The sequence below is a fragment of the Streptomyces alboflavus genome, from assembly GCF_000716675.1.
Lineage (GTDB): Bacteria > Actinomycetota > Actinomycetes > Streptomycetales > Streptomycetaceae > Streptomyces > Streptomyces alboflavus.
In genome coordinates this window covers 1-24861 of record NZ_JNXT01000040.1, presented here as the reverse complement: position 1 = coordinate 24861, position 24861 = coordinate 1, and the positions used below count along the sequence as shown (strand labels likewise).

Below are 24861 nucleotides of genomic sequence, written 5' to 3'. Positions count from 1 at the left end.
TCAGCTGCCCGCGGAGTCGTCCCGGCCGAGGAGTTGTGCCGTGAGTTCCATGCAGCGCATCCGGGCGGGAGAGAAGTCGTACGGCATCTTGGTGACGGCTTCGAAGGCGCTCATCCGGATGGTTTCCTCCCCTTGCAGGTCGGCATCGTAGATGTCGAAGAGCTTCTCCTCGGCCGTGTCCAGCCCGGCAGCCTCGATGGCCTGATGCAGGGCCTTGTGGTGGGCGAATCGCCGTGCGGCGAGTTCCTCGACGCGTGGGTCATCGGGGTCGACGCCGTCGTCGAGGGCGGCCTCGGCCGCGTCGAGACGGTCCTCCTCAGCCCGCAGGTCGGGGTGGGTGGCCAGCACGATGAACACGCTGGCCTGCACAGCGGCGCCCAGCGGGCCGAAGACCCGTTCCGTGACCAGCAGGGATTCCAGGTCGGAGGGGCGTAGCGCTCCAGGGGGCAGGTCGCTGAGCCGGTCCGTCACCAGGTCGGAGAGCAACCCCAGCGGGTTGCCCACGACCCGCAGGCGCTGGACGGCGGCGCGCTGACGCCTGATGTCCGCTTCCTGGGCGGCCAGGGATTCCTCCAGTCGGCCCAGGTTCTCCTCGATGCCCCGGGTTTCGTCGAAGGCGGCCCGCATGTCGTCGAGGCTGATGCCGGCCTCTGCCATCTTGCGGATCCACAGCAGGCGGATCATGTCGTCGTAGCCGTAGCGGCGGCGGCCGTCCCCGCCTCGCTCGGGCTCCGGCAGCAGACCGATCTGGTGGTAGTGGCGGATCGCGCGCGGGGTGGTCCCGGCGAAGGCCGCGGCATCACCGATCTTGACCTGGCGGGGAGGTGTGACGGAGGGGTACATCGCAGACGGAGCCTTTCGTGCGGTGGTGCCTCCGAGGACAACACATGCCGCTACGGCAGGTGCAACCACGCCCCCAGCTCCGCACGGAAGTCCGCCCGCGAGAACACCACCACCGCAGGCCACGTCCACGCCTCGGCAAGCGATCGGCTCAGGCAGCCGATGTCGGTTTCGACCGAGTCGGCCGCGACGCCGCGTGCAGTGGCCTTGCCGAGCTACGTGTGGCGGATGACGTCATAGATGGTCGTGGAAGCGGGCGCCGGATGCGGAGCACTGTTCCAGCCGATCTCCTCCGCGCGCTTCTCGATCGCCTCTCGCGCGGATTGAGCAGCGGCTTCATCCTCGAAGAAGGCGACGCTCAGGCCGTTGCCGGTGACGGGATCGATGAGGTGATAGCTGCCGTGGACGCCGGGCACGCCGGCGGCAGCGTCCAGCACCCAGTCACGATCGTCGGTCGGCATCGGTTCCCAAACGGCCACGCGCGCGATCATCGCTGCCCCTTGTCAGTCGGTGTGTCCAGGATGCAGCAGGCAGGGCCCAAGCGTCGACTCGTGGCACCGGCAACGTCTGGACCGGCCTGGCGCCGCGCATGCTCCCGGAGGACTTCGACACCGAGCCCTTCGGGTACGGACGGCGGTGGCCCATCACGTACGACGGCCTGGAGCGCCACTACCGGGCGGCCGAGGAGGAGTTGGGGGTGGCCGCCGATGCCGACGAACAGCGCGAGCACGTCGGGCCCCCCAACCCCCGCTACGGCGGCGGGCGCGGCCATGTCCCGCGCGGGCGGCACGGGCGGCCCGCCCCGGACAGCCGGTGCGTGGGCAACGCGAGCTGCGTCCCGCACTGCCCCTCGTACGCGAAGTACACGCCGCGTGGGGGTGGGTCTGGGCGAACGAGAACCCGGTCGGGATACACCGATGGAGCTCCCGCGCCCGGATCGAACGGTGTGATCCCGTCAGCGGGCGCCCGGGTGCGGCGACAGCCATTCCTTGTCCGCCCACCCGACACCGGCCGGGATCCGCTTCCCGTACGTGGCATCGGATTCGATGCGCAGCCGCACGGTCTCGTGTACCCGGGCGCCGTCGGGGACGCGGCGGCGCCGGTAGGTGAGCAGGGCCCAGACACGGCCCATGCGGTGCACCCTGCCCTCTGCGTGAGCGGGGCTGAGTGTGACGTGCTTCGCGTACGCCCCGTCTTTGAGCAGCAGGCCGGAGTCGAGGGCGCCGTCCACGACCCACTTGAGGGTGACCGTGGACAGCTTCGCGGGTTCTGTACCTGGCTGCTTCGGTTTGTCGCCCTCGAAGGTGCCGCCCACGTCGGAGTGGACGCCGGCGAACCAGACCTCCTCGATCAGCGGGCCCGGTGCCGCCGGTTCCTCCGGGGGGAGGACGAGGTACTCCTCGTACGGTCGGCGCTTCTCGTCGATGGAGACGGCGTGGCGGACCCGGTCGACGTTGGAGATCCGCCGGGTGTAGAGCCAGCGCAGGTTCCAGCGCAGCAGTCCGGCGGCCTTCACCGAGTCCCACAGCCCCATGAAGTGGACGGGGACGCCCGTCCGTTCGTCGACCTTCCTGCTGAACGCGTCGGCGAACTGGTGCAGTTGCTTCCAGTCGTCCTTGCTGAAGGTGCGGTTCTTGGCGTAGACGCCGATGGCGTACGGGACGAGGTTCTCCAAGCCGGGGCGCAGCAGGCCGACGGACTTGAGCAGCCCCGCGAGGGCGCGGGCGGTGTAGGCGCCCCGACGGAAGCCGAAGAGATGGATCCGGTCGCCGGGTTCGTAATGGTGCATCAGATACGTATAGGCCTCGGCGAGATTGGCCTTGAGTCCGGAGCCGAAGGCGAGCCCGAACAGCTTGGAGAGCTTGCGGGCCGGGAGCGACCAGGCACCGGCGGCGGAGAACGTGCCGACGCCGGGGTCGTAGTAGGCGATCTGCGCGGTGGGGTCGCGGAGGTCGAGCATCTCGTAGAGCTTGACGACGTTGGTGTTGCCGCGCGCCTTGAACTGATTACCCGTACCGTCCAGGCACACCACGATGTTCTTGCCCATCACGGTCTCCAAGGGACAGTTGTCCGCATCTACTTCTATAATAGGAGCAAAGCCTCCTACCGGCGTGCCGGTGCATCATGCGGAGGTCCCATGGCCGGTTTCACGGTGCACATGGACGAGAACGCGGGGCCCTCGTCCACGCACGCGCTCGTCATCGGGGTCGGGGCGTACACACATCTGAACGGTGGTCCCTCGCCGACGGACCACCCGGGCGCCGCGCGATTGAGGCAGCTGACCTCACCACCTCTCTCGGCTCGCGCGTTCGCCACGTGGATGATCGATCAGTATCACGACGCGCGCAGGCCGCTGGCGACGCTCGCACTCCTGCTGAGCGAAGCGGATCCCACCCCCTTCGTCCACCCGAAGACGCAGGCGGAGCATGTGGTGGAACCGGCAACCATCGACAACATCGTGCACGCCATCGAGGAGTGGAAGGACCGGGGCGACCACGACGAGGCTCGGCTCGTCTTCTACTTCTGCGGCCACGGCGTCTCGCTCGGCACCGACTCCTCCCTCCTGGCGGCGGACATGTTCGCCGACCGCAACAGCCCGCTGAACGGCGCACTGCACTTCGAGGCGCTGGTCCGGGGGCTCAACAACTGCAGGGCCGCCCAGCAGGTCTTCTTCGTCGACGCCTGCCGGGAAGGCTCCGACACGCTCGTCAACACGGTGGGCAGGGACACGCTCGGACGGGTCGTCATCGGCGGGAACCTCCGCCCCGACGGGTTCGATCCGCGCGTGCACGCCGTCCTCTACTCGACCATGCTCCGCGCGGCGGCCGTCGGACGTGCCGGTGGCGTCAGTCTGTTCACCGACGCTCTGCTGCGGAGCTTCGACGGCTCGGCGAGCGAGAACACCGAAGACAGCGTGTGGCGGGTGACCACCTCCACCCTGCTGCGCTCGGTCGTCCGCTTCATGCAGGAGCCTTCGTTCGCGGGCACCCTCGTGGGCGCCTCGACACCGACGAGCGGCGAGTCGTTCGACTTCGACTTCCACGAGCTGAAGGGCACCCCGGTCGTCCCGGTGTACATCGGCTGCACGGACCCCGAGGACAACGCGCGCGCCGAGTTCCTGTGCAAGCGGCGCGGCGCGGAGACGCTGCGCCGCCCGCCTCCCGACCCCGACGAAGAACCCGACCTCCGCGAGTGGGCCCCGTTCCTGCCGCTCGGCCAGTACAAGGTCGAGGCCGTCCTGGGCCCCGAAGACCTGCGCAGCAAGAAGCTCGACGCCCGCCCGCCGTTCTTCCGCGTCCGATTGGCCCGGCCATGAGCACCGCACTCGCCGTCAGGCTCCACCTCGCCCGCTCCCCCACCGGGGAGTCCAACGAGGCGGTGATCGTCGGTGACATCCTCTCGGCCGACCTCAAGGGCCAGAGCCGACGCAACATCCTGATCCCCTGCGGGATCGATCGCCGCCCCGCGGTGTACCCCGTGACGCCCGGCCGCTACCTCGTGTCGGCGACGCTGCCGTCGGGGCTGGTGCTGACGGAGGACGCCGTGGCGGTGGAGGGCGAGGAGACGCCGGTGGAGTTCGACATGACGAACTCGCCGTACGAGACGCACTCCTGGCAGTACCTCATGGGCAACATCGAGTCGGACAGGGTCTACCACAGCCCCGCCGAGGTCCCGCTCGCCACCTCGGTCGCCTCGCGGTCCATGGTCGCCCCCGCGTCCGCGCCGCGCGATGCCGCCGTCCAGGCCGATGCGGACCTGACCGGGCTCGCCACCTGGATCGGCGACGCCTCGCCCGCGATCTGCACCTTCGCGTCGATGCTGGCTCTGGGGGACAACCCTCGGGACGAGCCGGTCGCCCGGCAGATCGCCCGGGGCGAACCTCTCGTCCTCCCTGAGCCCGACGTGCGCGGGGAGGCGGTCTCACCGCTCTACCGCTTCGGCCCGACCGGGCCCGTCGGAGCCGTCAGCGATCCACCCGGGGAGCGGCAGTTCCTGGTCGTGGAGGCCGAGGAATCCGTACGCCTGGTCACCCTCCCCCTGCCCTGGGGCGGCAGCGAGGTCGAGGTCCTGGTCAATCTGCGGCAGAGCCCGACCGGCAGCGCCGTCGCCATCGCCGTCCGCGATCCTGCGATCGGAGCCGGTCTGGCGTACATGTCCCTGGGCGCCCTCGACATGGCCGCCCAGCTCTTCACCGATGTCGAGGCGATGCTGTACTCCAAGCACCAGAACCCGCTCGCGGCGGCGGCCGGGGCCTACGTCCTCATCGGCACCGACCACACGAGGGGCGAGACCTACTGGGATCCCTGGCTGGAGCGGCTCGCCGACTCCTTCCCCTGGATCAGCGACGGGGCGATCCTGCGGGCGATCCGGATGCTGCGCCGCGCCTCACCGGACCTGCGGCGGGCGCGGGACGGCCTGATCGAGGCGTGCGACCGCGGCATCCCCTTCTACACGCTGGGGCTCGTCTGGCTCGTCGACGGGCTCTCCGCCTTCCCCGACGATCCCGCGTGCGTACGCCGCCTCGACGAGGTGCGCCGCCTGTCGTGGCAGGCCGACATGCGTCAGCCGTTCGTGATTCTCGACCTGAGGCAAGGGAGTGCGTGATGATCCGGCTCAGGATGCTGCCCGCGGAGGACGGCGACTGCCTGCTCCTCGAGTACGGCGACGACACCTTCGTCCGGAGGATCCTCTTCGACGGTGGACGGCACGGCACCTATGGGCGGATCAAGCCCCTGCTCGCCGAGCTGGACGGCCTGATCGACGTGCTCGTGGTGACCCACGTCGACCAGGACCACATCCTCGGCGTACTGGCACTGCTCGAAGACGTCGACCGGACGGTCGAGTTCGGCGACGTGTGGTTCAACGGCTTCGACCACCTCCACGACCGCGAGATCTTCGGCGCGGTGGACGGCGAGAAACTCACCACCGAGCTCATCGCCCAACAGCTCCCCTGGAACAAGGCATTCGAGGGCCGCAGCATCGAAGTCGGCCATCCCCTGACCTGGTTCGACGACGGTTCCACGATGGAAGTGCTCGCGCCGGACCGCCGGCTGCTGGAGTCGCTGATTCCCACGTGGAAGGCGAAGTGTGCGGAGGCAGGGCTGATGCCGGGCGTGGACCCCGTCGAGAGGGAGGCGGTGCCCGGCATCGAGCGTTTCGGCGCGATCGACATCGACGAGCTGGCCGCCGTGCCGTTCAAGCGGGACAGGTCCCCGACGAACCCGACCAGCATCGCCCTGCTCTTCGAGTTCGAGGGCACCCGGATCGTCTTCACCGGCGACGCGGACGACCCGCGCCTGGTGGCGTCCATCCGGCCGCGGGCCGAGGACGAGGGCGGGCGCCTGCGGATCGACGCCTTGAAGGTCGCCCACCACGGCAGCTCCAAGAACGTGTCGAACGATCTCCTCGGCCTCCTCGACTGCGGGCGCTACCTGATCTCCACCAACGGAAAGGTCCACGGCCATCCGGACGACATCGCCATCGCCCGGATCCTCAAGAACGGCGGGGCGAGCAAGGAACTCGTCTTCAACTACCGGGACCGGGCGGAGAACTGGGACCTCGCCGACCTGAAGCAGGAGTTCGGCTACCGCGTGCTTGCACCAGCACCGGCCGACGAGGACGGCTTTTTCACGGTGGAGTTCTGACCGTGGAGATCCGGCTCAGGTTCCGGGGAGGATACGGCGTGTTTCGTAGGCCCACATCGCGATCTCGACCCGGTTGCGGGCGCCGAGTTTGGCCATCAGGCTGGCCAGATGTGTCTTCACCGTGCTGAGGCTGATGTGCAGTGCGTCGGCGACCTCGGTGTTGGTCAGCCCGCGAGCGACGGCGAGGAGCACCTGCTCCTCGCGGGCGGTGACGGGGGAGACCGGCTGGGCCACGGGACGGCCGGCGGGCAGGTCCGCGAAGGCCTGGAGCAGCCGGACGGTGACGCTGGGCGCGATGAGCGCCTCACCGTCGGACGCCGACCGTACGGCCTGCGCCAGAAGGTCCGGCCCCGTGTCCTTGAGGAGGAATCCGCGGGCGCCGGCACGCAGCGCGCCGTAGACGTACTCGTCAAGGTCGAACGTGGTGATGACGACCACGGCCAGCGGGTCGACGACGCCCGGGCCTGCGACCGAACGGGTGGCCTCGAGCCCGTCGAGTATGGGCATGCGGATGTCGAACAGGCTGACGTCGGGGCGCAGTTCGCGGGCCAGACGTACCGCTTCCTGTCCGTCGGCGGCCTCGCCGACCACCTCAATGCCGGGCTGGGCGTTGAGCATGATCCGCAACCCGGTGCGGATGATCGTCTGGTCGTCAGCGACGAGGACGCGAATGGACACCGCTCTCGCTCCTCGCTCTCGGCAGTTCGGCTTCGACATGCCAGCCCTGGTCGGTACCCGGGCCGACTCGTAGTGTGCCGCCGAGCAGGGTCGCGCGCTCGCGCAGTCCGGTCAGTCCGTATCCGTCGCGACCCCGGCCGGTGCGCCGCCCGTTGTCGCGCACGCTCACCCGTACCGTGTGCCGTTCCGCGGCGACCCGAACGAAGAGCTCGGTCGCGTCGACCGCATGGCGCAGCGCGTTGGTCACCGACTCCTGCACGATCCGGTAGACGGCCGCGTCCACGGCCGGGGGCAGCGCGTCCAGTTCGCCGTCGAGCCCCAGGTCGACCCTGAGGCGGCCACCCGGGGTGCGCACCAGGCGCTCCAGATCCGCGACTCCGGCAGGGGGCGCCAGCTCGGCGCCGACCCCGCGGTCGCGCAGCGCGGCGACCATGGCGCGCATTTCCTCCAGCGTGCGCGCCCCTTCCTCCTCGACCCCCGCCAGCGCCTCGACGGCGGCGGACGTGTCGGTGCCCGCGAGCACCCGGCCCGCCTGGGCGATGATCACCATGGCCGACACGTGGTGGGCCACCGTGTCGTGCAGTTCCCGGGCGAGTTGCTCGCGCTCGCGGGAGCGCAACTGCTCCAACTGCCGCTCGCGTGCGCTCCCCCGGAACCGAACGGCAGCTCCGACCACGCCGGGCAACAGCAGGAAGACGAAGCCCACGACGTTCTCGCCGACCGGGGTCTGGTCCGTGACGGAACACAGCGCGCCGGCCGCGAGGATCACCGAGCCGCCCAGCACGGTCTCGCGTCCCGATCCCCACCGGGGCAGCGCGTACACCAGCACGAGTACGACCGCGCCGGTGTACAGGCCGACGGGCTCGCGCGGTGCGGCGACCAGCGAGGCCGTCTGAAGCAGGATCACCGAGCCGAACGCCAGCGTCACCGTCGCCAGCGGCCGGGTCCGGCGCCACAGGGGCAGCAGGAACAGCCCTACGGTGAACACCACCGCCACCGGCCGCCACACGACGTTCTCGCGCAGGGTGGCCTCCAGCGCCACGCCGGCGAGGCCCGCCGCGAGCAGCGCCCAGTCCCGCCCCACGCGGGCGCGTGCGGCGGGCGGCCGGGGTTCGGTCCACAGGGTTCGCAGGTCGTCACGGAGCACGGTTCTCAGCCTAGGGACCGCGGCGCGGGGCGCATCGGCCGAAAGGACGGGTCGTCACTCCGCCCCGGGGCCCACGGATCCGCGGCCCGCGGGCCGATGCCGCGGAGCGCCGTGGCGACGAACCTTACGCATCGGCGGCCGCACAAGGACGGCCGCCGAGGCGGTTGGAGGACCCGATGCTCTCGAAAGCCCTGTTGCGCCTGGGCGCCGGCGCCGCCCGCCATCCCTGGCGGGTGATCGCGGCATGGCTGATCGCCGCCACGCTCGCCGTCCTCGCCGCCGTCGCCTTCGGCGGGCGGACCGCGGACTCGATGACCGCTCCGGGACTGGACTCCGGGCGGGCCGCCGAACTGATCGAACGGGCCGGCAGCGGCCAGGAGGGGATGACCGCCCAAGTGGTCGTCACCCCCCTCGACGACGGTGCGACGTTCCTCGACGACGACAGCGCGCGCACCGCTCTCACGCGGCTGCGGGCCGAGGTGAAGCGGCTGCCGCACGTGCTCGGCGCGAGCGACCCGGCGGGTGCGCTCGACGCGGGCGGGGACACCGCCGTGCGCGGCGGCCTCGTCTCGGCCGACGGGCGCACCGCGGTCGTCCGGGTGCAGTACCCCGACCAGAGCCGCCTTTCGGCCGAGGACCTCGACGCCCTCGTCGAACTCGGCGACCGGCTGCGCGCCGAACTGCCCCTCCGCATCGAGATGGGCGGGAGCCTCTTCTACGCCTTCTCCGACCCCGACGGCGGCGCGAGCGAGTTGATCGGCCTCCTCGCCGCGGCCGCGATCCTGTTCCTGGCGTTCGGTTCGCTTGTCGCCGCCGCGCTGCCGATCGGCATGGCGGTCTTCGGGCTGACCGTCGGGGTCGCCACGATGACGGTACTGGCGGGGGTGACAGAGGTCCCCACCTTCGCGCCGGTCCTGGGCAGCATGGTGGGGCTCGGAGTGGGCATCGACTACGCGCTGTTCGTGCTCGCCAGGCACCGGGAGTACCTCGCGCGCGGGCTCGATCCGCACGAGGCGGCCGGACGAGCCGTGGCCACGGCGGGGCGGCCGGTGGTCTTCGCCGGCGGCACCGTCGTCGTGTCGATCCTCGGTATGGCGGTCGCGAACGTGCCGTTCATGACGGTGGGCGGGCTTGCCGTCTCGATCGTCGTCCTGACGATGGTGCTCGCGTCGGTGACGCTGCTGCCGGCCTTCCTCGGCGCGGCGGGCCCGCGCCTTGCCCGGGCCGGCCGGATCGGCCGGATCGGCCGGGCACTTCGGGCCGGGCGGTCGGGCCGCCTCGGCCGACGGCGGGCCCCGGCGGCAGGCGCCGCCCCCGCCGCCGGGTGGCGTCGCTGGATCGGGCACGTCAGCCGGCACCCGGTGCCGTACGCGGTCGGCGCGGCGGGGCTGCTGCTGACCGCGACGCTGCCCGTGCTCGGCCTGAGCGTCGGCCTGCCCGACGACGGCTCACTGCCCCACAGCCGTACCGAGCGCCGGGCCTACGACCTCGTCGCCGAGGGGTTCGGCCCGGGCACCAACGGTCCCCTCGTCGTCGCCGCGGACCCCGCCGGTGATCCAGGAGTAGTGGACCGTCTCGTCGCGACGGTCACGGCGGATCCGGGCATCGCGTCCGTCGCGCCGGCGCGCATCGACCGGGCCACCGGCGTCGCGACCCTCGTGGTGTTCCCGACCACCAGCCCTCAGGACAAGGCCACGGCCGACACCCTTTCCCGGCTGCGCACCGAGGTGCTGCCCGCGGCGATCGGGCACGGCCAGGCCAGGGCCCACGTCGGCGGCGCCGCCGCGAGCCTGTCCGATGTGGGCCAACGCACCAGCGAGCGCCTGCCGGTGTTCGTCGCCGCCGTGCTTGCGATGTCGTTCCTGCTGCTGATGCTGGTCTTCCGCTCGATACTCGTACCGCTCAAGGCGGTACTGCTGAATCTGCTGAGCATCGGCGCGGCCTACGGCGTGATGGTCGCGGTCTTCCAGTGGGGCTGGGGAGGCGCACTCATCGGGCTGGAAGCGACGGTTCCGATCGTGTCGTTCATCCCGATGTTCCTCTTCGCCATCCTGTTCGGCCTGTCGATGGACTACGAGGTGTTCCTCCTCTCCCGCGTACGCGAGGAGTATGTGCGCACCGGCGACAACGGCACGGCGATCGTGGAGGGCGTCGCGGGCACCGCCCGGATCATCACGTCGGCCGCCCTCATCATGGTGGCGGTCTTCCTGTCCTTCGCCGTCACCGAGGACCCCTCCACCAAGATGTTCGGGCTCGGCCTGGCCACCGCGATCCTCATCGACGCGACGGTCGTCCGCATGGTGCTGGTACCGGCGACCATGACCCTCCTCGGCCGGGCCAACTGGTGGCTGCCGGGGTGGCTGGACCGGCTGCTTCCCCGCGGCCCGGTCAGCACCGACGCCGAACCCACGGGTGAGGCCCCGCGTCCACGGCTGGTTGACCGTTGACTCAGTTCTGCCCGCCCTTGGTGTCCTGCGCCTCAGTGCGTCATCGCGGACCGTCCGTCCGTGGCCACCTGGCCGGTCAAGGGCGCGGTACGGGTGCTCATCTCGGTTCGGCCCTTCTCGGATCGGGAGGTGTCGTCGGCAGGTCAGTGCCGGCCGGAGCCCGCACGGACGGCGCCGCGCACACGGCAGTGGTGGCGCTGTCCCTGGTGTCCACCGCCGAGGCAGTCGGCAGGTACACCGCCGCGGCGACCAGCGGCACACCGGCCGCAAGTGCCGTCAGAGCCTTCTTCATTGCTTTCCCATCCAAGAGGTAGGTGTGCGTCTGGTTGCGACGACACATGTGTCACGTCTTACGGGACCACTGGGGGCGGGCGGCGCGGCGTCGACCCGCTACTGCTCTGGCCACGAGTTCGCGGCGGGACATCGGTCAATTGACGGTCCCTCACAGGAGGCCGCATTCGTCACCCGCCTAAATGGTTATGAACGTGACACGTCCCTCCTGTGGGTGTCAACGGCGGCGTCACAGGAGATCCGCGGCGAACACACAGCCGACGTGAATCGACACACGCACAGATGAGGTTGGGCCGCTCCCAGCACGTCGGGCGAGCCCGGATCCACGTCTCACGCAGCTGATACTCTGTGCGGCACATCGACTGTCTATCGAGGAGTCGCAGACGTGGCGGGTGACGACGACATCTCGGGGTGAGACCCCGTTCCGACGACCACCGGCAGGCGCTCAGGAGCGCCGCTGACGTGGTCCGTCTCGTCGTACCCCTTTTCGCACGTCTGCCCAGGGCAGAGGTCTGTTCTCCGCCCTCACACCCCTCGAGGTCACCTCCATGTCCCACACCGCCGCCGTCGTCTGCTCGAACGTGTCCTTCGCCTGGCCCGACGACACCCCGGTCTTCCACGACCTGTCCTTCACCGTGCCCACCGGCCGCACGGGGCTCGTCGCACCCAACGGAGCCGGCAAGAGCACCCTCCTCAAGCTGATCGCGGGCGAACTCAAGCCCGTCACCGGCTCGTTGACCGTCAGCGGCACCCTCGGCCATCTGCCGCAGAGCCTCCCCCTGACCGGCGGCCTCACGGTCGCCGAGGTGCTCGGCGTCGACGCGGTGATCCGCGCCATCGACGCCGTGGAGGCCGGCGACGTCGCCGAGGAGCACTTCGCCACGATCGGCGATGACTGGGACATCGAGGAACGCACCCGCGGCCACCTCGACCGACTGGGCCTCGCCGGCCTCGCCCTGGACCGCAGGCTCAGCACCCTCAGCGGCGGCCAGGTCGTCTCCCTCGGCCTCGCCGCCCAGTTGGTCAAGCGTCCCGACGTGCTGCTGCTCGACGAGCCCACGAACAACCTCGACCTCGAAGCCCGGCACAAGCTCTACGACGTGCTCTCCGACTTCTCCGGCTGTCTGCTGCTGGTCAGCCACGACCGCGAGCTGCTCGACCGGATGGAACGCATCGCCGAGCTCGGCAGCGACGAACTGCGCCTGTACGGTGGCGACTTCACCGCGTACGAGGAAGCCGTGCGCGCCGAGCAGGAGGTCGCCGAGAAGAACGTCCGCAACGCCGAGCAGGACCTCAAGCGCGAGAAGCGGGAGTTGCAGCAGGCCCGCGAACGCGCCGAGCGCCGCGCGAGCAACGCCGCCAAGAACCTCAAGAACGCCGGTCTGCCCAAGATCTTCGCCGGCAACATGAAGCGTGGCGCTCAGGAGGCAGCCGGGAAGTCCGGCACGATGCACGCCTCCCGGGTCAGCGAGGCCAAGGCCCGCCTCGACGAAGCCGGACGCGCCCTGCGCGACGAGCAGCGCCTCGCCCTGGAACTGCCCGACACTCAGGTGCCCGCAGGACGCAACCTCTTCCTCGGCCAAGGCGCCCAGGTCCGTCTCGGGGGTATCGACGTGTTCGCTCCTGGCGGCGTCGACCTGACCGTACGAGGCCCCGAGCGGATCGCGCTGACCGGGCCCAACGGCGCCGGGAAGACCACCCTGATGCGTCTGATCACCGGTGAACTCACGCCGGACAGCGGGGACATCAAGCGCAACGACGGCCGTATCGCCTACCTCTCGCAGCGCCTGGACCTGCTGGACGTGGACCGCACCGTCGCGGAGAACTTCGCCGCGTTCGCACCCGAGCGGCCCGCCGCGGAGCGGATGAACCTGCTCGCCCGCTTCCTCTTCCGGGGCGCCCGGGCACATCTGCCGGTCCGGGTGCTCTCCGGTGGCGAGCGCCTGCGCGCCACGCTGGCATGCGTCCTGTGCGCCGAGCCCGCCCCGCACTTGCTGCTCCTCGACGAGCCCACCAACAACCTCGACCTGGTCAGCGCGGGCCAACTGGAGAGCGCGCTCAACTCCTACCAGGGCGCCTTCATGGTGGTCAGCCACGACGAACGGTTCCTCACCGAGATCGGCGTGAACCGCTGGCTGCGGCTTGCCGACGGGCAGCTCCTGGAGACGGGGGCCCCGGCGGTGTGAGCCGTCGACGTGTGCGACGGTCCGCGCCCGGCTCCGTGCCCGGCGCGGACCGTCGCACCCATCACGTGGCGCGACGGCCACATGTCCGTATGAACTCTGAAGGCATGTGTCTACTCGTCCGGGCCTGCCTGGCCTGGGTGCGCGAGCACATCAGCACCTGTCGTGAAGAGCAAACATGCCGGACGGATCGTCGGGCGTCGACACCTATCTGCACGGCCCCCTCGGCATGGGTAGCATGCGCAACGTCATTCATATCGAGGGAGTGAACGGTTGTGACCAGCCAGTCAGCCGCCGCGCTCCGGTCGCGGTACGTGGAACAAGCCGTATCGGACCTGGAGGAGAACCGCCGCCTGCAGCAGGAGCTGCAGGAGAGGATCTCGATGTTGAAACAGGAGGAGGCCCTCCTGGGAGACATCATCAGCCTCGCCGAGCGCTACAAGGGCTTCACGGATGCGTCCCGACTGCCCGAGCAGCCACAGGACGAGCGTGTCGCGGCGAGGCCGAAGCAGGCTGCGGCCGGGGCCCCTTCGCCGCGCACGGAACGGGCGAAGGGTTCGTCGTCGGGTACCTCGGCGAAGTCGGGCACGAAGGGGAAGCCGCGTCAGCCCCTGCTCGGTGACCTGCTCACGAAGCTGCTCGCCAAGTACGACGAGCCGCGCCTGGCGAAGGAGCTCCGGGACGAGCTCCTGAAGAAACACCCCGACCGCAATCCCACACCGCAGGTGGTGCGGAACACCCTTGAGTCACTTGTCGCCAAGGGACGCATCCAGCGGCACAAGCAGCAGCGGTCCGTCATGTACACCCTGGTGAAGCAGGGGTGAGCACGGGCCGTAGCCGAGCTGGAAGTAGTCACGCACCCGCTCCTGCCCCGGTCGGCGGATCCGGGTCCGGGGTGCCCTCCGGGCCGGTCAGCCCTGGCTGACGTGCTGGCGAGCCCGGTAGGCGGCGGCCTTGACCCGGTTGCCGCAGGTCTTCATGGCGCACCACTCCCGGCGGCGGCCACGCGAGCGGTCGAGGTAGACCTGGGTGCACTCAGAGCGGGCGCACTCGCGCAACAAGGCCCCGTCGTCGCCGCCGACGATCACGATCATCTCGCGGGCCAGTGCTGCGAGCCCTTGCGCAACCGAGCCGGTACGCGTCATGCCGTGGGGACCGAGCCGCAGCGTCACCGGCAGGCCCGACGCCTGGAGGTTCAGCTCGGCGACCGCTTCGGTGGGCATCGGCCTGCCGTCCAAACAGGCGGCGACCAGGTCGTAGATGGACTCGCGCAGATCGATCGCGATGGCGAGGTCCACCTCGCTCGCGCACGGCGCGAGATCGAGCATCCCGGACTCGACGAACCAGTCGTCGAGCAACTCGGGGGTGGCGAGCTTCTCCATCGGCTCGTCGTTGCGCCGCGCACGCAGCGTGCCGACGAAGTCGAGAGGGAGCGTCCCACAGGGAAAAGCGTGATTCACGTAACCATACTGGCCAGTGATGGGCGAGAACACAACCCGTCACGCACGTCGACGCCACGCACCCCCTTGCCGGAGCGGTGCGCACCGCTCCGGCCCGCCGCCCTCAATCAGTACATGGTCACCAGGGGCTTGGTCTCGTCGACGACGTACGTGGAGAGCATCATCGTGGTCTATAGGGTTACGGACTGCATACTTACGGCAGCACCCTCGGCATCCACATCGTGGAACCTCGCTTTTGAACTGTGGTCCTCATGCCGTCTGTCGATCGCCTCGCGCCGAGCGGTATAACGTCGCAATGACTCTCAAGAACCCCATGCGCCTCAACCGTCGCAGTCTTCTCGCCGGGGCCGGCGGTCTCTCTCTGGCCGCTGTCTCCAAGACCGCCGCGCCGGCGGCAGCCGTGACCGAGCGACCCGGGCAGGCCACCCTCCTCCGGGGCGCCGCGCTCGTCCTCACCATGGACCCCCACATCGGCGACGGGGAGCTCGGCCTGCTCAAGGACGCCGATGTGCTCTTGCGGGACGGCAGGATCGCAGAGGTCGGACGGCAGTTGAAGGCGCCGCGGGGCGCCCGGGTGCGGGACATGAAGGGGCAGTTCGTGCTGCCGGGGTTCGTGGACATCCACAACCACCTGTGGCAGTCCAGCATCCGAGGCGGCTGCTCGGACCAAGACCTGGTCGGCTGGCTCAAGACGTGCAACCTGTCGACCCTGCCGAAGATCGACCCCGCTGGCATGTACGCCTTCGTGCACCTGTCCGCGCTCGACGCCCTCCAGGCGGGCGTGACCACCCTGGTCGACTGGGTGCACGCGATCCCGTACGCGACGAGCGAGCGCTACGTACAGGCCCTGGACGACGCGGGTCTGCGTTTCGTCTACGCCATGGCCGCCTTCAAGGGCGCGGAAGAACAGGTCCGCACGGTCAAGGAGCGGCTCCTGGACCCGCTGCCGCTGGCCTCCGCCCAGATCGCGGTGCACGCGCGCAAGGGAAGCGTCGCCACACTCCGCGCCTCCTGGAAGCAGGCCCAGGACCTGGGGCTGATGCTCAACTCGCACGTCCTGGAGCACCGCACCGACCGCGCCGACGAACAGATCGCGACCCTGCGTGAGATCGGCGCCTTCGGCCCCAGCCTGCTGATGAACCACGCCGTCCACCTGAACCGCGAGGAGATCGCGCTCTTGGCCGACCACGACGTACGGGTGGCGCACTGCCCGCTGAGCAACATGCGCCTCGCCTCGGGAGTCGCTCCCCTGCCGAAACTGCACAAGGCCGGGGTGAAGACGGGTCTGGGCCACGACGGCGGGACGAACGACACCTCCGACATGTTCGCCCTCATGAAGGCCGCCGTCGGCCTCCAGCGAGCCGTGCACGAGGACCCGCAGATCCACCCCACGCTGCCCGCCGTGCTGCGCATGGGCACGCTGGGCGGTGCCGAGGCCATCGGCATGGCCGACCAGGTGGGCTCGCTGACCCCCGGGAAACGCGCCGACGTCCTCGTTCTCGACCCGGGCACCTTGAACTTCGCCCCCCGCTTCGACTGGACGAGCCAGATCGTCCTCAACGGCCAGCCTCTCAACGTCACTGACGTGTACGTGGACGGCCGACTGCGCAAGACCGGCGGCGAACTGGTCAACGTGAACACCGAGAAGGTGGTCCTCGCGGCCGAAGAGGCCGCGGCCCGCCTGACTTCCGCCTAGGAGACACGGTTCGGTCGCGGGCGTGCTGCAGCACTGACACGTAAACGCTCCAGGCACGTCTTTCGGTCGCCTCCGAAACTCCTTGATCCCGCCTGGTGGCGGCGGATTTGTTGGTCCAGTGCAGGACGACCTGCCACAGCGCAGCACTGGAACAAAGGGGAAAGAACCATGATGAGCAAGATCCGTACGAGCCTGGTGGGTGCCGCTGCCCTGGGGACGGCCGTGTTCGCGCTCCCGGCCGTGGGCGCACAGGCGCAGCCTGCCGCACCGGCGACCGAACGGACCGCCGTGTCGTCGGCCGGGGACGTCGGCGCGCAGGCACCCACGTGCTGGAAGAAGACGATCAAGATCGACGGTGGCAAGCTGAAGTACAAGGAGTGCGCCTGGAACGGGAAGCGCAGCGTGACTGGCACCCTCAACGACACAAAGGGCAACGGCCGTTGCGTGCACGGCAAGATCGTCTTCGTGCCGTCCGGCGTGACCGACAAGTACACGGACTGCGGTGGCAAGGTCACGAAGATCTCGACGGGCTGGTGGAAGGCCGCCGACGCCAAGGTGTATCTGAGCGGCTGAGTCGGCCGGTCACCCGGCCGGGCCCTCGCGAGAAGCCTCGCTGCGACAACCGTGGGCTCCGGTCCTGTGCCGGACGCTCTCTCGCGCCCATCCGGGACGACACGCGTGACGTCGGTCTTCGGGACCTGGTCAGGTCCGAGGACCGGCGTTGCCGTGTGCGCGGCCGTCGCGCTGATGGGTCTCGCCGTCCTGCTCCGCAGCGGCACATCGCGTGTGACCGGGCAGACGGATCGCACTCCAACAGGCCGACGTCTCCTACTGGTTGCGGTCTCCGACCCGGTCCGCCGGTCCGGTGCGTGAGACGATCGGCGAACAGGCCACGAGGAGAGGAACTTCATGGGGGACAAGGGTCAGCTGCATGTCGGTGCGGAACTGGCGGATGTGCTGGAGCGGATCGACGCGCTCGGCGGGATGCTCGACGAACGGGCTGACGCCGCTGAGGAGTTGGGGATGCTCCCGGAGGACACCGCGCGGGCGCTGTTCGACACCGGGATCGTGCGGGCCGAGCTTCCGCTGAGCCTCGGCGGATTCGAGTTCGCGCCGCGGCAGCTGATCGAGACGGTGGAGCGGGCGAGCTACCACGACGCCTCGGCCGGGTGGACGATGTTCGCGCTGCAGCTGATGACAGGGACCACCGCGGCGTACCTCGCCGAGGACGCGGCGGCCGAGTTGTTCCCCGACGTGGCGAACGGCAAGTACGCACTGCTCTCCGGGCACGGCACGCGCCCCGGCCGTGCCGTGCCCGTGGCGGGCGGCTTCCGGGTCAGTGGCCAGTGGCAGTTCGCCTCCGGGATGGCGCACGCCACCCACATCCACAGCGCGATCCAGGTCGAGGGCACCGGTGAGCTGCGCGTCCTCGCGATGCCGAAGTCGCAGGTGACGCTGGACGGCAACTGGGACGTGCTCGGGCTGCGCGCGACACACAGCATCGACTACCACTGCACGGACGTGTACGTACCGCAGGAGTACACCTACGTCGCGACCACGGACACCCCCGTCAACGGCGGCGCCGTCTACCGCCTCGGCCTGGTCAACATGTCCGCCATCGGGCACACGGGCTGGGCCCTCGGCGTCGGCCGACGCCTCCTGGACGAGCTGAAGCGGGTCGCCGCGGCGCGGACCGGTTCGCGGGGCGCCGCCGTCGACACCTCGCAGTTCCACGCCGAGTACGCGACGGCGGAGGCCACGCTCCGGGCAGCCCGGGCCTGGGTGTACGACGTCTGGCGGGACGTCGAACAGACCTTGGACCAGGGCGCGTTGCCGAGCACGGAGCAGGACACTCTGATCCGTCTCACCCTGAACCACACGACATCGTCCGCGTACGAGGTGGGCCGCACTGCACATCGCTGGGCCGGCTCGGCGGCGATCCGCCGCGGCCCGGTCGACCGCTTCCTGCGCGACCTCGGGACGGGCACGCAGCACATCACGTCGAGCCCGGTCGTGCTCCAGAACTGCGGCAAGTGGCTGAGTGGTGCCCAGCCCGAGGCCCGGTGGAGCTTCCTCGACCTGACCTGACCCCGGGAACGCCGGTGGGGTTCGGCACCACCGGTGCATGCTGGAGCCATGCCGTTCCCTGACGAGCCGAACACCGTGGCCGTGTTGGACTACCAGCCGCAGTGGCGAGCGGACTTCGAGTCGCTCGCCGGAAAGCTGCGGGACGCTCTCGGAGAGCACGCCTGCGCGATCGACCATGTGGGATCCACCTCGGTGCCAGGACTGGCGGCCAAGGACTGCGTGGACATTCAAGTGCGGGTCACGACGATCGACGAGGCCCGGTACGTCGGGCTCTTCGCCGCGATCGGCTTCCGTTGCCGCCCCGAACCATGGAACCGCGTGGAGATCTCCGGGCGGCAGGAATGCCGGAAGCTCGTGTTCGCGCCGCCGCCCGGTGTGCGCCGGTGCAACGTCCATCTGCGTGCGCGAGGCGGCCCGAACGCTCGCTTCGCCCTCCTGTTCCGTGACTACTTGCGCGCGGACGAAACCGCGCGCCAGGCGTGGGGGGCGTTCAAGCAGCGGCTGGCTCTCAGTGTGCCGGACCTGCCGGACTACGGGCAGATCAAGTCCCCTGCCACGGAGGTTCTGATGACGGCAGCCGAACGCTGGGCGACCGAGACCGGCTGGGAACCCGCCGACCAGGCGCCCACCGTGGCGTAGCACTCGGGATCTTGCGCATGCCGGGGCCGGACATGGGCCGGCCTCGGCTCTGCCTGTCGTGTCGGACCACGTACGGATCTTGAGACCATCAACAGCCCGTGGCAGGCTCATGCCGCATGATCGATGAATTCGCGAAGGACATCCTGCACGGGAGACTGCGGCGGGACCGCGAGGCGCTGCTCTGGAAGCTCGACGGCTTGTCCGAGTACGACGCACGCCAGCCGTTGACGGCCACCGGGACCAACCTCCTCGGTCTGGTCAAACACGTGGCCACCGTCGAGGCCAGATACTTCGGCGAGGTCTTCCACCGCCCCTCCCCGGAACCGCTGTGCCGGTGGCAGGACCACGACGGCAGCGATCAGTGGGCGACCGAGGACGAGACCCGCGAACAGATCATCGCGTTCTACCGACGTACGTGGGAACACTCGGACGCGACGATCAACGAGCTTCCCCTCGACGCCCCCGGCCACGTGCCGTGGTGGCCGGAGCCATCTCCCAACACGAACCTTTTCGCCGTCATGGTCCATGTCCTCGGCGAGTCCATCCGGCATGCCGGGCACGCCGACATCCTGCGCGAGAGCGTCGACGGCCGGACCGGGGTGCGCTCCGAGAACGAGCAGCCGATCGACGAGGAAGCCCGGGCGGCCCACCGCGCGAAGATCGAGAAGGCCGCCAGGTCGGCCGTACCGGTCACGGCTTAGAAGTTCCCCGTTCAGGGTCTGTCGACGGCGGATCTGGGCCACCGCCACCGGCCAGGCACCGGCACGGCCCGGTACGCGCCCTCAGGCGGGGACGAAGACGTCCTCCTGGGCCCCGTCGAGGATGAACCCGTTGTCGAAGCGGACCCGCACGCTCACGCGAGGCACCCGTTCCTGGAAGGCGGTCCACGCGGGTTCCAGGGAGCCGACCTTCTCCTCGAGCTGCCTCCTGCTCTCCGTGGGCATCTGGCCCCCGAAGGAGTCGAGCAGCGACTTGAGCCGCTCGTACTCGCGCACGCCGTCGTCGCTCTCCTTCTGGTGGACGACCACCTGCTCGACGGTCCCGCCGGTGCCCGCCGCCAGGGACAGGAACCCGACGACGACCCCCGACACCTCGACCGAATCGGTCAGCCGGGTGTCCGCCGCCAGCACCACGCGCTGGCCTGCCTCCAAAGTCATCGGCTCCCCATCTCCCCCGCGTCAGCGGCTTCGGCTACGTCCGCTACGTCCGCGCGGTGCAGGAAATCCTCGACGAGGCGGTCGGTGAACGCCTGGTCGACGGGTTCCGCCGTGACCAGGACGCGGTGGTAGACCGGTCCCACGAGTTGGTCGACCTCCGCCGCCAGGTCGAGTCCGGCGGCGAGCTGGCCGCGCTCCACCGCGCGTTCCAGCGGGAGTCGGTCGCGTCGGCGCTGTTCGTCGAGGTACGCGGACCGCAGGGCGGCGGCGAACGCGGGATCGTGCTGGGCGTGCCCGATGAGGGCCTTGAAGACGGCGCCCGCGTCGGACCGGGTGAGGAACAGGGCCAGTTGGCGCAGGTGGGCGCGCAGGTCCGGGGCCAGGTCGCCGTGGTCCGGCGGGGTCAGGGCTTCGGCCGCGTCCTGGAGGAAGGCGTCCAGGAGGATGTCGGTCTTGGTCTTCCACCAGCGGTAGACGGTCTGCTTGGCGACGCCCGCCCGGGCGGCGATGCCCTCGATGGTGACGCCGGTGAAGCCCTTCTCGACCAAGAGGTCGTCGGCCGCCTCAAGGACCGCCTGCCGGGCCTGTTCGCTGCGGCCGTGCCTGTTGCCGTGGTGGCGTGCCGCCGGTTCCGGCCCGGCCGTCGTGGCGGCCGTACTCCCTCGTTCCATGTCTGCCTCCTGGGGCCAGGGTAGGCCAGAATCCCTAGACGCTACGCAACGGTGCGTCTAGCCTAGGTTTCATGACACCGACCAACACCCTCGAAGACCCCCGCGTCTCCTCCGCCCTCAACCGGATGTTCCGGCATGCCGAGCAGGACGAGGAGACCAGCAGGCGTGCCCGGGCGGCGCTGCCCCAGGGCTCCGCGCCCCTCGGCCCGCAGGAGCAGGCCGACGTCAACGCGGAGGTGTACATGCCGATTTCCGCCCAGGGCGGCCGCCTCCTCTACAACCTGATCCGGGCCGTCCGCCCCGCCACCGTCGTCGAGTTCGGCACGTCCTTCGGCATCTCCACGCTCCATCTCGCCGCCGCGGTGCGCGACAACGGGACGGGACACGTGATCAGTACAGAGCTGAGCGCCGCCAAGGCCGCGGCCGCTCGCCGGACGTTCGCCGAGACGGGTCTCGACGACGTGATCACCGTCCTCGAGGGCGATGCCCGCGACACCCTCGCCGCACGCACCGACCCCGCGGACTTCGTCCTCCTCGACGGCTGGAAAGACCTGTGCCTGCCCGTCCTGCGACTCCTCGAACCACGCCTCGCACCCGGCACCCTCGTCGTCGCCGACGACGTCGACCTGGAGGACCTCGCGCCGTACCTCGACTACGTCCGCGACTCCCGGAACGGCTACCAGAGCGTCACGTTCCCCGTGGAGGACGGGATGGAGATCAGCTGCCGACTCTAGAGACCTGCGCCAGGCAGTCCGCCGAGCTCACGCTGCTCCGGTCACTCGAAGCGCGCGGCGGCTCGTGTTGCGCGTTCAGTCAACTGCGCCCTGTCCGGGCCGAATGGTCCGGACTGTGACGACCGGATTAAGGGCTGGAACCAGGGCCTCAGTGGCGATGGCCACGAGGCGGAGCGGGGCGGGGCCACTCTGCAACGCGGTCACGTATTCGATCACCTCGGCGTGAGCGAGTGAGGGGACCCGTTGGCGCAGCAGGTGCATGGCGTGGATCCGTCCGCGGGCGGCCGCTGCCCGACGGACGTCGTCGTGCATGTCATCCACAGCGGTTCGCACAGTCATCTTCCGGATGCGGGTCCGGTAGTCGACCTCCCACTCGCCGGTCAGCGCGGATACGGGCCCGATTTGGTGGAGGCCGCCGTCGGCACGATCCACGAGATAAGGGCCGTTGCCGCCCACCATGTGAGCGGTATCTCCCGTTCGTACGTACTCTGCGCTTTGGTAGTAGACGATCCAGACGAGCTCGTGCTCCTCAGTCTCGGTCACCACCAGCCACCCCGAGTACTGGTGGTCCAGGTGTTCCTGGGTCAGCCGGATGGCGAACTCGCGATCAATCATGTCGGCAGCATCCCTCGTGCACCCGCGCACGAGCACCCGGTTTCTGCCCTGCGTTCGTTGCTCTGCTCTCACTCGCTGCCTTGTTGAAGCTGACCTGGCGCCCTTGGACTTCCCCCGGGTCGGCCTTTGACGAGTGCTTCGGCGCCGCATTCACCCTCTGAGGCGTGCTCGCACTCCGGATGTGCGGTGATCGTTCCACAGGCACACCTCGCGCCGGCCTCTCCCCTGCCGCTGGTGGTTACGGAAGCGGTCGCGGCACAGGTCGTGTGGCTGGTCAGGCTTCTGGAGGTCGCGCTCGCGGTGCGAGACTTCACCGGCGGTCCATCTGCGCCAGGACACGCAGTTCGCCCTCTTCCGCGCGGCGGAACCTACGGTTTGTGGGCTACCCACAGCAGTTCCGCCGGCCAGCGGTGTGCCCAGTCGGGTGGGTCGGTTTCGTTGTAGCCGTTGCGTGTTCCGGGTTCGGGTCGTGGCTCGATGAGGTCGTCGATGATGAGACCCGCGCCGCGCAGGAGCCTGACCCAGTCACCGTAGGTCAGCTGATAGCTGGTCGCGCCGTCGCCTTCGGCGATCGTGTTCAGACCGAAGTAGTCCTGCTGCAGCGTCGTGGTCACGCGGCTGGCGGCTTCGTCGTAGCAGGATTCGAACCATGGGCTGGCGACATTGAACACCAGGCGCCCGCCTCGGTCCAGGACGCGTGCGGCCTGTGGGACGGCCAGGTGCGGGGGCGCCCAGCTGAGCCCGCCGAAGTCGCAGAACACCAGGTCGAAGCTGCCTGCGGCGAAGGGGAGTTGTTCGGCGGCGCCTTGCACCAGCGGGTAGCGGGCCGCTCCCATCGCGCGGGTCGCCGCGGCGAGTTGGGCTTCGGACAGGTCGAGCCCGACCACGGTGGCGCCCTCGGCGGCGAGCGCCCTGGACCACTGGCCGGCGCCGCAGCCGAGTTCGAGGACGCGTTTGCCGGTGACGTCGCCCAGGGCCTTCAGGTGCGTGTCGGGGATGGAGTACATGCCCCACAGGCGGGGTGTGGCGCCGATTCGTGGGTCGTGCACGTCCTGGTAGGCGCTGCTGATCTGGTTCCAGAGCCGCCGGTTGGCGGGGATGCTGTCCACGTCCCGACTCCAGCACTGCCCGCCGGGGCGGTCAACACGATTTGGGCGCCGGCCGGCCCTCGCCTCGCTCCGGCCCCGGCTCGGCCCGCGGTCCGCCGGACGGGTCCTGGGCCGGGAGGGAGAAGCCCTCGGGTGGGGCGCCCTCGACGAACAGCATGCCCACCCGGACCTTGCCCTCCCGTATCTCTCGGGCACGCCGGTACTCGGGCGAGTCGTACCACTCCCGGATCCGGTCCATGTCGGGAAACTCGATGACCACGAACCGGGACGAGTCCCAGGTGCCTTCGACGGGCTCGGGCGTGGAGCCCGCGACCAGGTAACGGCCGCCATGGCTGAGGATGGATTTCTGGGCCACGGACGCGTAGGCCAGGGCGGCCTCCTCGTCGAGCACATCGACGTTGACGATGACGTAGGCAGGCATGGGGTTCCCCGTTCGCTTGGACACGGCGTCTACTGCCGTCACGGTAGAGGCAATTGACCACCGTTGCTCTGCTCGGCAGCGCGGGTGCCGGCGCCACTGCGGAAACGCCGTGGACGAACGCCTCGCCCAACCTTTGACACCCTCGGTCTCGCACGGGCGTTGAAGCATCCAGCTGGGTGTTTCCAGCGGACCAACCGGTTTCGGACGAGGAGCGCCTGCCTGGTTCAGTCGATGACGGAGCCGAGGAGAGCAGGGCGTCCGTGCGAGGATCGCGGCGTGAATGATCTACGTTTCCGTCTCGCCGACGACACCGACCTTTCCGCTCTCGTCCGGCTCCGTGACGATGCCGCCCGCTGGATGATCGCCCAGGGCATCACTGGGCAGTGGCAGCCCGGCGAGTTGGGCAGGGATCACTTCCGCCGGATCATGGCGAACGGGGAGGTGTGGCTCGCGCAGGCGGCTGATCGTGTGGTCGGTGCTTGGGAGTTGTGGTGGGAGGACGAGGATGCCTGGGGGCCGCAGCCTCCGACGGCCGGCTATGTGCACAGGCTCATGGTGGACCACAGCCGTGTTCCGTCGGGGACCGGGCAGCACCTTTTGCGAGTCGCGGAGCGCCGCGTCGCCGAGGTCGGTCGGCCTCTTGTACGTCTGGACTGCTTGGCCGGAAACGCCCGCCTGAGTGCGTACTACGTCAGGGCCGGCTATCAGGTGGTGGGTCATAGGGAGGGCAAGCCGCAGCCGGGCGGTACGGCGAAGTCCTTCACGCTCCTCGAAAAGTCCGTCCGGGACGGGAGGGGGCAGGAGTCGCCCGCCGCAGTCGGCCTGCCGTATTCGTGAACGTCGGGCGTCCGCGGGCTTCGCGCCGTCCGTCTCAGGCCGCGAATCCCACGTTGGTCACGTACTCGTACTGACCCCACTGGCTGCCCAGGTCCACGATCTTCTCCACCCAGGCGTCGTCGAGCGCCTCGTCGTTCGCGTCGGTCCAGGCCCTTACCAGCGCGTCCCACTGGCGGACATTCAAGCTCCGGAATTCCACGACC

Annotated in this window: 24 protein-coding genes and 1 pseudogene; 13 read left to right on the top strand and 12 right to left on the bottom strand. The window is 69.7% G+C overall.

Translation table 11 applies throughout. The annotated features are described in order from the left end of the window. The 3 genes from OO63_RS27095 to OO63_RS27085 all read right to left on the bottom strand — a co-directional run bounded on the left by OO63_RS27095 (position 1) and on the right by OO63_RS27085 (position 2890). Positions 1-843 (bottom strand): MerR family transcriptional regulator, encoded by an 843-nt coding sequence (locus OO63_RS27095; RefSeq protein WP_030356650.1) that lies wholly within the window; start codon positions 841-843, stop codon positions 1-3. 212 nt (positions 844-1055) lie between these two features. Then, on the bottom strand, positions 1056-1331 hold the full coding sequence (locus OO63_RS27090; RefSeq protein ID WP_030356649.1) for a hypothetical protein: 276 nt from the start codon (positions 1329-1331) through the stop codon (positions 1056-1058). 464 nt (positions 1332-1795) lie between these two features. After that, positions 1796-2890 carry a T6SS phospholipase effector Tle1-like catalytic domain-containing protein gene (locus tag OO63_RS27085; protein ID WP_234311043.1) on the bottom strand — a complete coding sequence of 365 codons (1095 nt, stop codon included), beginning with the start codon at positions 2888-2890 and terminating at the stop codon, positions 1796-1798. Positions 2891-2977: 87 nt separating this feature from the next. On the opposite strand from OO63_RS27085, the gene OO63_RS27080 reads away from it, so the two are divergent. Genes OO63_RS27080 through OO63_RS27070 form a run of 3 tightly spaced genes read left to right on the top strand, consistent with a single transcriptional unit; the run spans position 2978 to position 6485 of the window. Continuing rightward, complete coding sequence (locus OO63_RS27080) at positions 2978-4156, top strand: caspase family protein (protein ID WP_030356647.1); 1179 nt, start codon at positions 2978-2980, stop codon at positions 4154-4156. Beyond that, positions 4153-5445: a hypothetical protein gene (locus tag OO63_RS27075; protein WP_030356646.1), complete on the top strand. Its 1293-nt coding sequence runs from the start codon at positions 4153-4155 to the stop codon at positions 5443-5445. Before OO63_RS27080 ends, OO63_RS27075 begins: the two co-directional genes overlap by 4 nt. Then, positions 5445-6485 carry a ComEC/Rec2 family competence protein gene (locus OO63_RS27070; protein WP_030356645.1) on the top strand — a complete coding sequence of 347 codons (1041 nt, stop codon included), beginning with the start codon at positions 5445-5447 and terminating at the stop codon, positions 6483-6485. The genes OO63_RS27075 and OO63_RS27070 overlap by 1 nt, the downstream gene beginning before the upstream one ends. 15 nt (positions 6486-6500) lie before the next feature. On the opposite strand, the gene OO63_RS27065 is transcribed toward OO63_RS27070, so the two are convergent. Then, positions 6501-7163, bottom strand: coding sequence for a response regulator (locus OO63_RS27065; protein WP_030356644.1), 663 nt, complete (start codon positions 7161-7163; stop codon positions 6501-6503). After that, a complete protein-coding gene (locus OO63_RS27060; RefSeq protein WP_030356643.1) occupies positions 7138-8310 on the bottom strand; it encodes a sensor histidine kinase in 1173 nt (390 codons plus the stop codon). The genes OO63_RS27065 and OO63_RS27060 overlap by 26 nt, the downstream gene beginning before the upstream one ends. 176 nt (positions 8311-8486) lie before the next feature. On the opposite strand from OO63_RS27060, the gene OO63_RS27055 reads away from it, so the two are divergent. The 3 genes from OO63_RS27055 (at position 8487) to OO63_RS27045 (ending at position 14055) form a co-directional block, all read left to right on the top strand. Next, complete coding sequence (locus tag OO63_RS27055) at positions 8487-10757, top strand: MMPL family transporter (protein WP_030356642.1); 2271 nt, start codon at positions 8487-8489, stop codon at positions 10755-10757. 839 nt (positions 10758-11596) lie between these two features. Then, a complete protein-coding gene (locus OO63_RS27050; RefSeq protein ID WP_030356641.1) occupies positions 11597-13234 on the top strand; it encodes an ABC-F family ATP-binding cassette domain-containing protein in 1638 nt (545 codons plus the stop codon). 272 nt (positions 13235-13506) lie between these two features. Next, entirely contained in the window at positions 13507-14055 is a 549-nt protein-coding gene (locus OO63_RS27045) for a hypothetical protein (RefSeq protein ID WP_030356640.1), read from the top strand. Between the two features lie 87 nt (positions 14056-14142). On the opposite strand, the gene OO63_RS27040 is transcribed toward OO63_RS27045, so the two are convergent. Then, on the bottom strand, positions 14143-14691 hold the full coding sequence (locus OO63_RS27040) for a CGNR zinc finger domain-containing protein (RefSeq protein ID WP_030356639.1): 549 nt from the start codon (positions 14689-14691) through the stop codon (positions 14143-14145). A 295-nt stretch (positions 14692-14986) separates the two neighbouring features. Here OO63_RS27040 and OO63_RS27035 point away from each other — a divergent pair, with 295 nt between their 5' ends. The 5 genes from OO63_RS27035 to OO63_RS27015 all read left to right on the top strand — a co-directional run bounded on the left by OO63_RS27035 (position 14987) and on the right by OO63_RS27015 (position 19815). Then, a complete protein-coding gene (locus OO63_RS27035; protein ID WP_234311015.1) occupies positions 14987-16387 on the top strand; it encodes an amidohydrolase family protein in 1401 nt (466 codons plus the stop codon). Positions 16388-16555: 168 nt separating this feature from the next. Continuing rightward, a complete protein-coding gene (locus OO63_RS27030) occupies positions 16556-16960 on the top strand; it encodes a hypothetical protein (protein ID WP_030356637.1) in 405 nt (134 codons plus the stop codon). A gap of 336 nt (positions 16961-17296) precedes the next feature. After that, complete coding sequence (locus OO63_RS27025; RefSeq protein WP_030356636.1) at positions 17297-18475, top strand: acyl-CoA dehydrogenase family protein; 1179 nt, start codon at positions 17297-17299, stop codon at positions 18473-18475. 48 nt (positions 18476-18523) lie between these two features. Then, positions 18524-19114 carry a GrpB family protein gene (locus OO63_RS27020; protein ID WP_030356635.1) on the top strand — a complete coding sequence of 197 codons (591 nt, stop codon included), beginning with the start codon at positions 18524-18526 and terminating at the stop codon, positions 19112-19114. Between the two features lie 116 nt (positions 19115-19230). After that, entirely contained in the window at positions 19231-19815 is a 585-nt protein-coding gene (locus OO63_RS27015; protein WP_030356634.1) for a DinB family protein, read from the top strand. A gap of 81 nt (positions 19816-19896) precedes the next feature. Here the strand turns inward: OO63_RS27015 and OO63_RS27010 are convergent, their stop codons facing one another. Both OO63_RS27010 and OO63_RS27005 read right to left on the bottom strand, forming a co-directional pair. Continuing rightward, positions 19897-20271, bottom strand: coding sequence for a hypothetical protein (locus OO63_RS27010; RefSeq protein WP_030356633.1), 375 nt, complete (start codon positions 20269-20271; stop codon positions 19897-19899). Further along, a complete protein-coding gene (locus OO63_RS27005; protein ID WP_051811234.1) occupies positions 20268-20942 on the bottom strand; it encodes a TetR/AcrR family transcriptional regulator in 675 nt (224 codons plus the stop codon). The genes OO63_RS27010 and OO63_RS27005 overlap by 4 nt, the downstream gene beginning before the upstream one ends. 71 nt (positions 20943-21013) lie before the next feature. Between OO63_RS27005 and OO63_RS27000 the strand changes: the two genes are divergently transcribed. Beyond that, positions 21014-21676 (top strand): O-methyltransferase, encoded by a 663-nt coding sequence (locus tag OO63_RS27000; RefSeq protein ID WP_030356631.1) that lies wholly within the window; start codon positions 21014-21016, stop codon positions 21674-21676. 75 nt (positions 21677-21751) lie between these two features. Here OO63_RS27000 and OO63_RS26995 read toward each other — a convergent pair whose 3' ends face one another. From OO63_RS26995 to OO63_RS26985, 3 genes are all read right to left on the bottom strand, one after another. Continuing rightward, positions 21752-22291, bottom strand: a complete 540-nt coding sequence (locus tag OO63_RS26995) for a YrhB domain-containing protein (protein ID WP_030356630.1) — start codon at positions 22289-22291, stop codon at positions 21752-21754. 368 nt (positions 22292-22659) lie between these two features. Continuing rightward, a complete protein-coding gene (locus tag OO63_RS26990; protein ID WP_030356629.1) occupies positions 22660-23400 on the bottom strand; it encodes a class I SAM-dependent methyltransferase in 741 nt (246 codons plus the stop codon). A 31-nt stretch (positions 23401-23431) separates the two neighbouring features. Beyond that, positions 23432-23821, bottom strand: coding sequence for a DUF1330 domain-containing protein (locus OO63_RS26985; RefSeq protein ID WP_234311012.1), 390 nt, complete (start codon positions 23819-23821; stop codon positions 23432-23434). 276 nt (positions 23822-24097) lie between these two features. Between OO63_RS26985 and OO63_RS26980 the strand changes: the two genes are divergently transcribed. Beyond that, positions 24098-24658, top strand: a complete 561-nt coding sequence (locus tag OO63_RS26980) for a GNAT family N-acetyltransferase (RefSeq protein ID WP_033264505.1) — start codon at positions 24098-24100, stop codon at positions 24656-24658. 34 nt (positions 24659-24692) lie between these two features. Here the strand turns inward: OO63_RS26980 and OO63_RS46985 are convergent. Then, a pseudogene (locus OO63_RS46985) lies at positions 24693-24861 on the bottom strand (transcriptional regulator); the annotation flags it as partial.

Excerpts from the sequence above, each read along its gene's own strand:
- OO63_RS27000 (WP_030356631.1), top strand. The coding sequence starts at position 21,014 with ATGACACCGACCAACACCCTCGAAGACCCCCGCGTCTCCTCCGCCCTC.
- OO63_RS27015 (WP_030356634.1), top strand. The coding sequence starts at position 19,231 with ATGATCGATGAATTCGCGAAGGACATCCTGCACGGGAGACTGCGGCGG.
- OO63_RS27030 (WP_030356637.1), top strand. The coding sequence starts at position 16,556 with ATGATGAGCAAGATCCGTACGAGCCTGGTGGGTGCCGCTGCCCTGGGG.
- OO63_RS27095 (WP_030356650.1), bottom strand. The coding sequence starts at position 843 with ATGTACCCCTCCGTCACACCTCCCCGCCAGGTCAAGATCGGTGATGCC.
- OO63_RS27075 (WP_030356646.1), top strand. The coding sequence starts at position 4,153 with ATGAGCACCGCACTCGCCGTCAGGCTCCACCTCGCCCGCTCCCCCACC.
- OO63_RS27010 (WP_030356633.1), bottom strand. The coding sequence starts at position 20,271 with ATGACTTTGGAGGCAGGCCAGCGCGTGGTGCTGGCGGCGGACACCCGG.
- OO63_RS27055 (WP_030356642.1), top strand. The coding sequence starts at position 8,487 with ATGCTCTCGAAAGCCCTGTTGCGCCTGGGCGCCGGCGCCGCCCGCCAT.
- OO63_RS27050 (WP_030356641.1), top strand. The coding sequence starts at position 11,597 with ATGTCCCACACCGCCGCCGTCGTCTGCTCGAACGTGTCCTTCGCCTGG.
- OO63_RS26985 (WP_234311012.1), bottom strand. The coding sequence starts at position 23,821 with ATGCCTGCCTACGTCATCGTCAACGTCGATGTGCTCGACGAGGAGGCC.
- OO63_RS27005 (WP_051811234.1), bottom strand. The coding sequence starts at position 20,942 with ATGGAACGAGGGAGTACGGCCGCCACGACGGCCGGGCCGGAACCGGCG.
- OO63_RS27035 (WP_234311015.1), top strand. The coding sequence starts at position 14,987 with ATGACTCTCAAGAACCCCATGCGCCTCAACCGTCGCAGTCTTCTCGCC.
- OO63_RS27090 (WP_030356649.1), bottom strand. The coding sequence starts at position 1,331 with ATGATCGCGCGCGTGGCCGTTTGGGAACCGATGCCGACCGACGATCGT.
- OO63_RS27080 (WP_030356647.1), top strand. The coding sequence starts at position 2,978 with ATGGCCGGTTTCACGGTGCACATGGACGAGAACGCGGGGCCCTCGTCC.
- OO63_RS27070 (WP_030356645.1), top strand. The coding sequence starts at position 5,445 with ATGATCCGGCTCAGGATGCTGCCCGCGGAGGACGGCGACTGCCTGCTC.
- OO63_RS27020 (WP_030356635.1), top strand. The coding sequence starts at position 18,524 with ATGCCGTTCCCTGACGAGCCGAACACCGTGGCCGTGTTGGACTACCAG.
- OO63_RS26995 (WP_030356630.1), bottom strand. The coding sequence starts at position 22,291 with ATGATTGATCGCGAGTTCGCCATCCGGCTGACCCAGGAACACCTGGAC.
- OO63_RS27025 (WP_030356636.1), top strand. The coding sequence starts at position 17,297 with ATGGGGGACAAGGGTCAGCTGCATGTCGGTGCGGAACTGGCGGATGTG.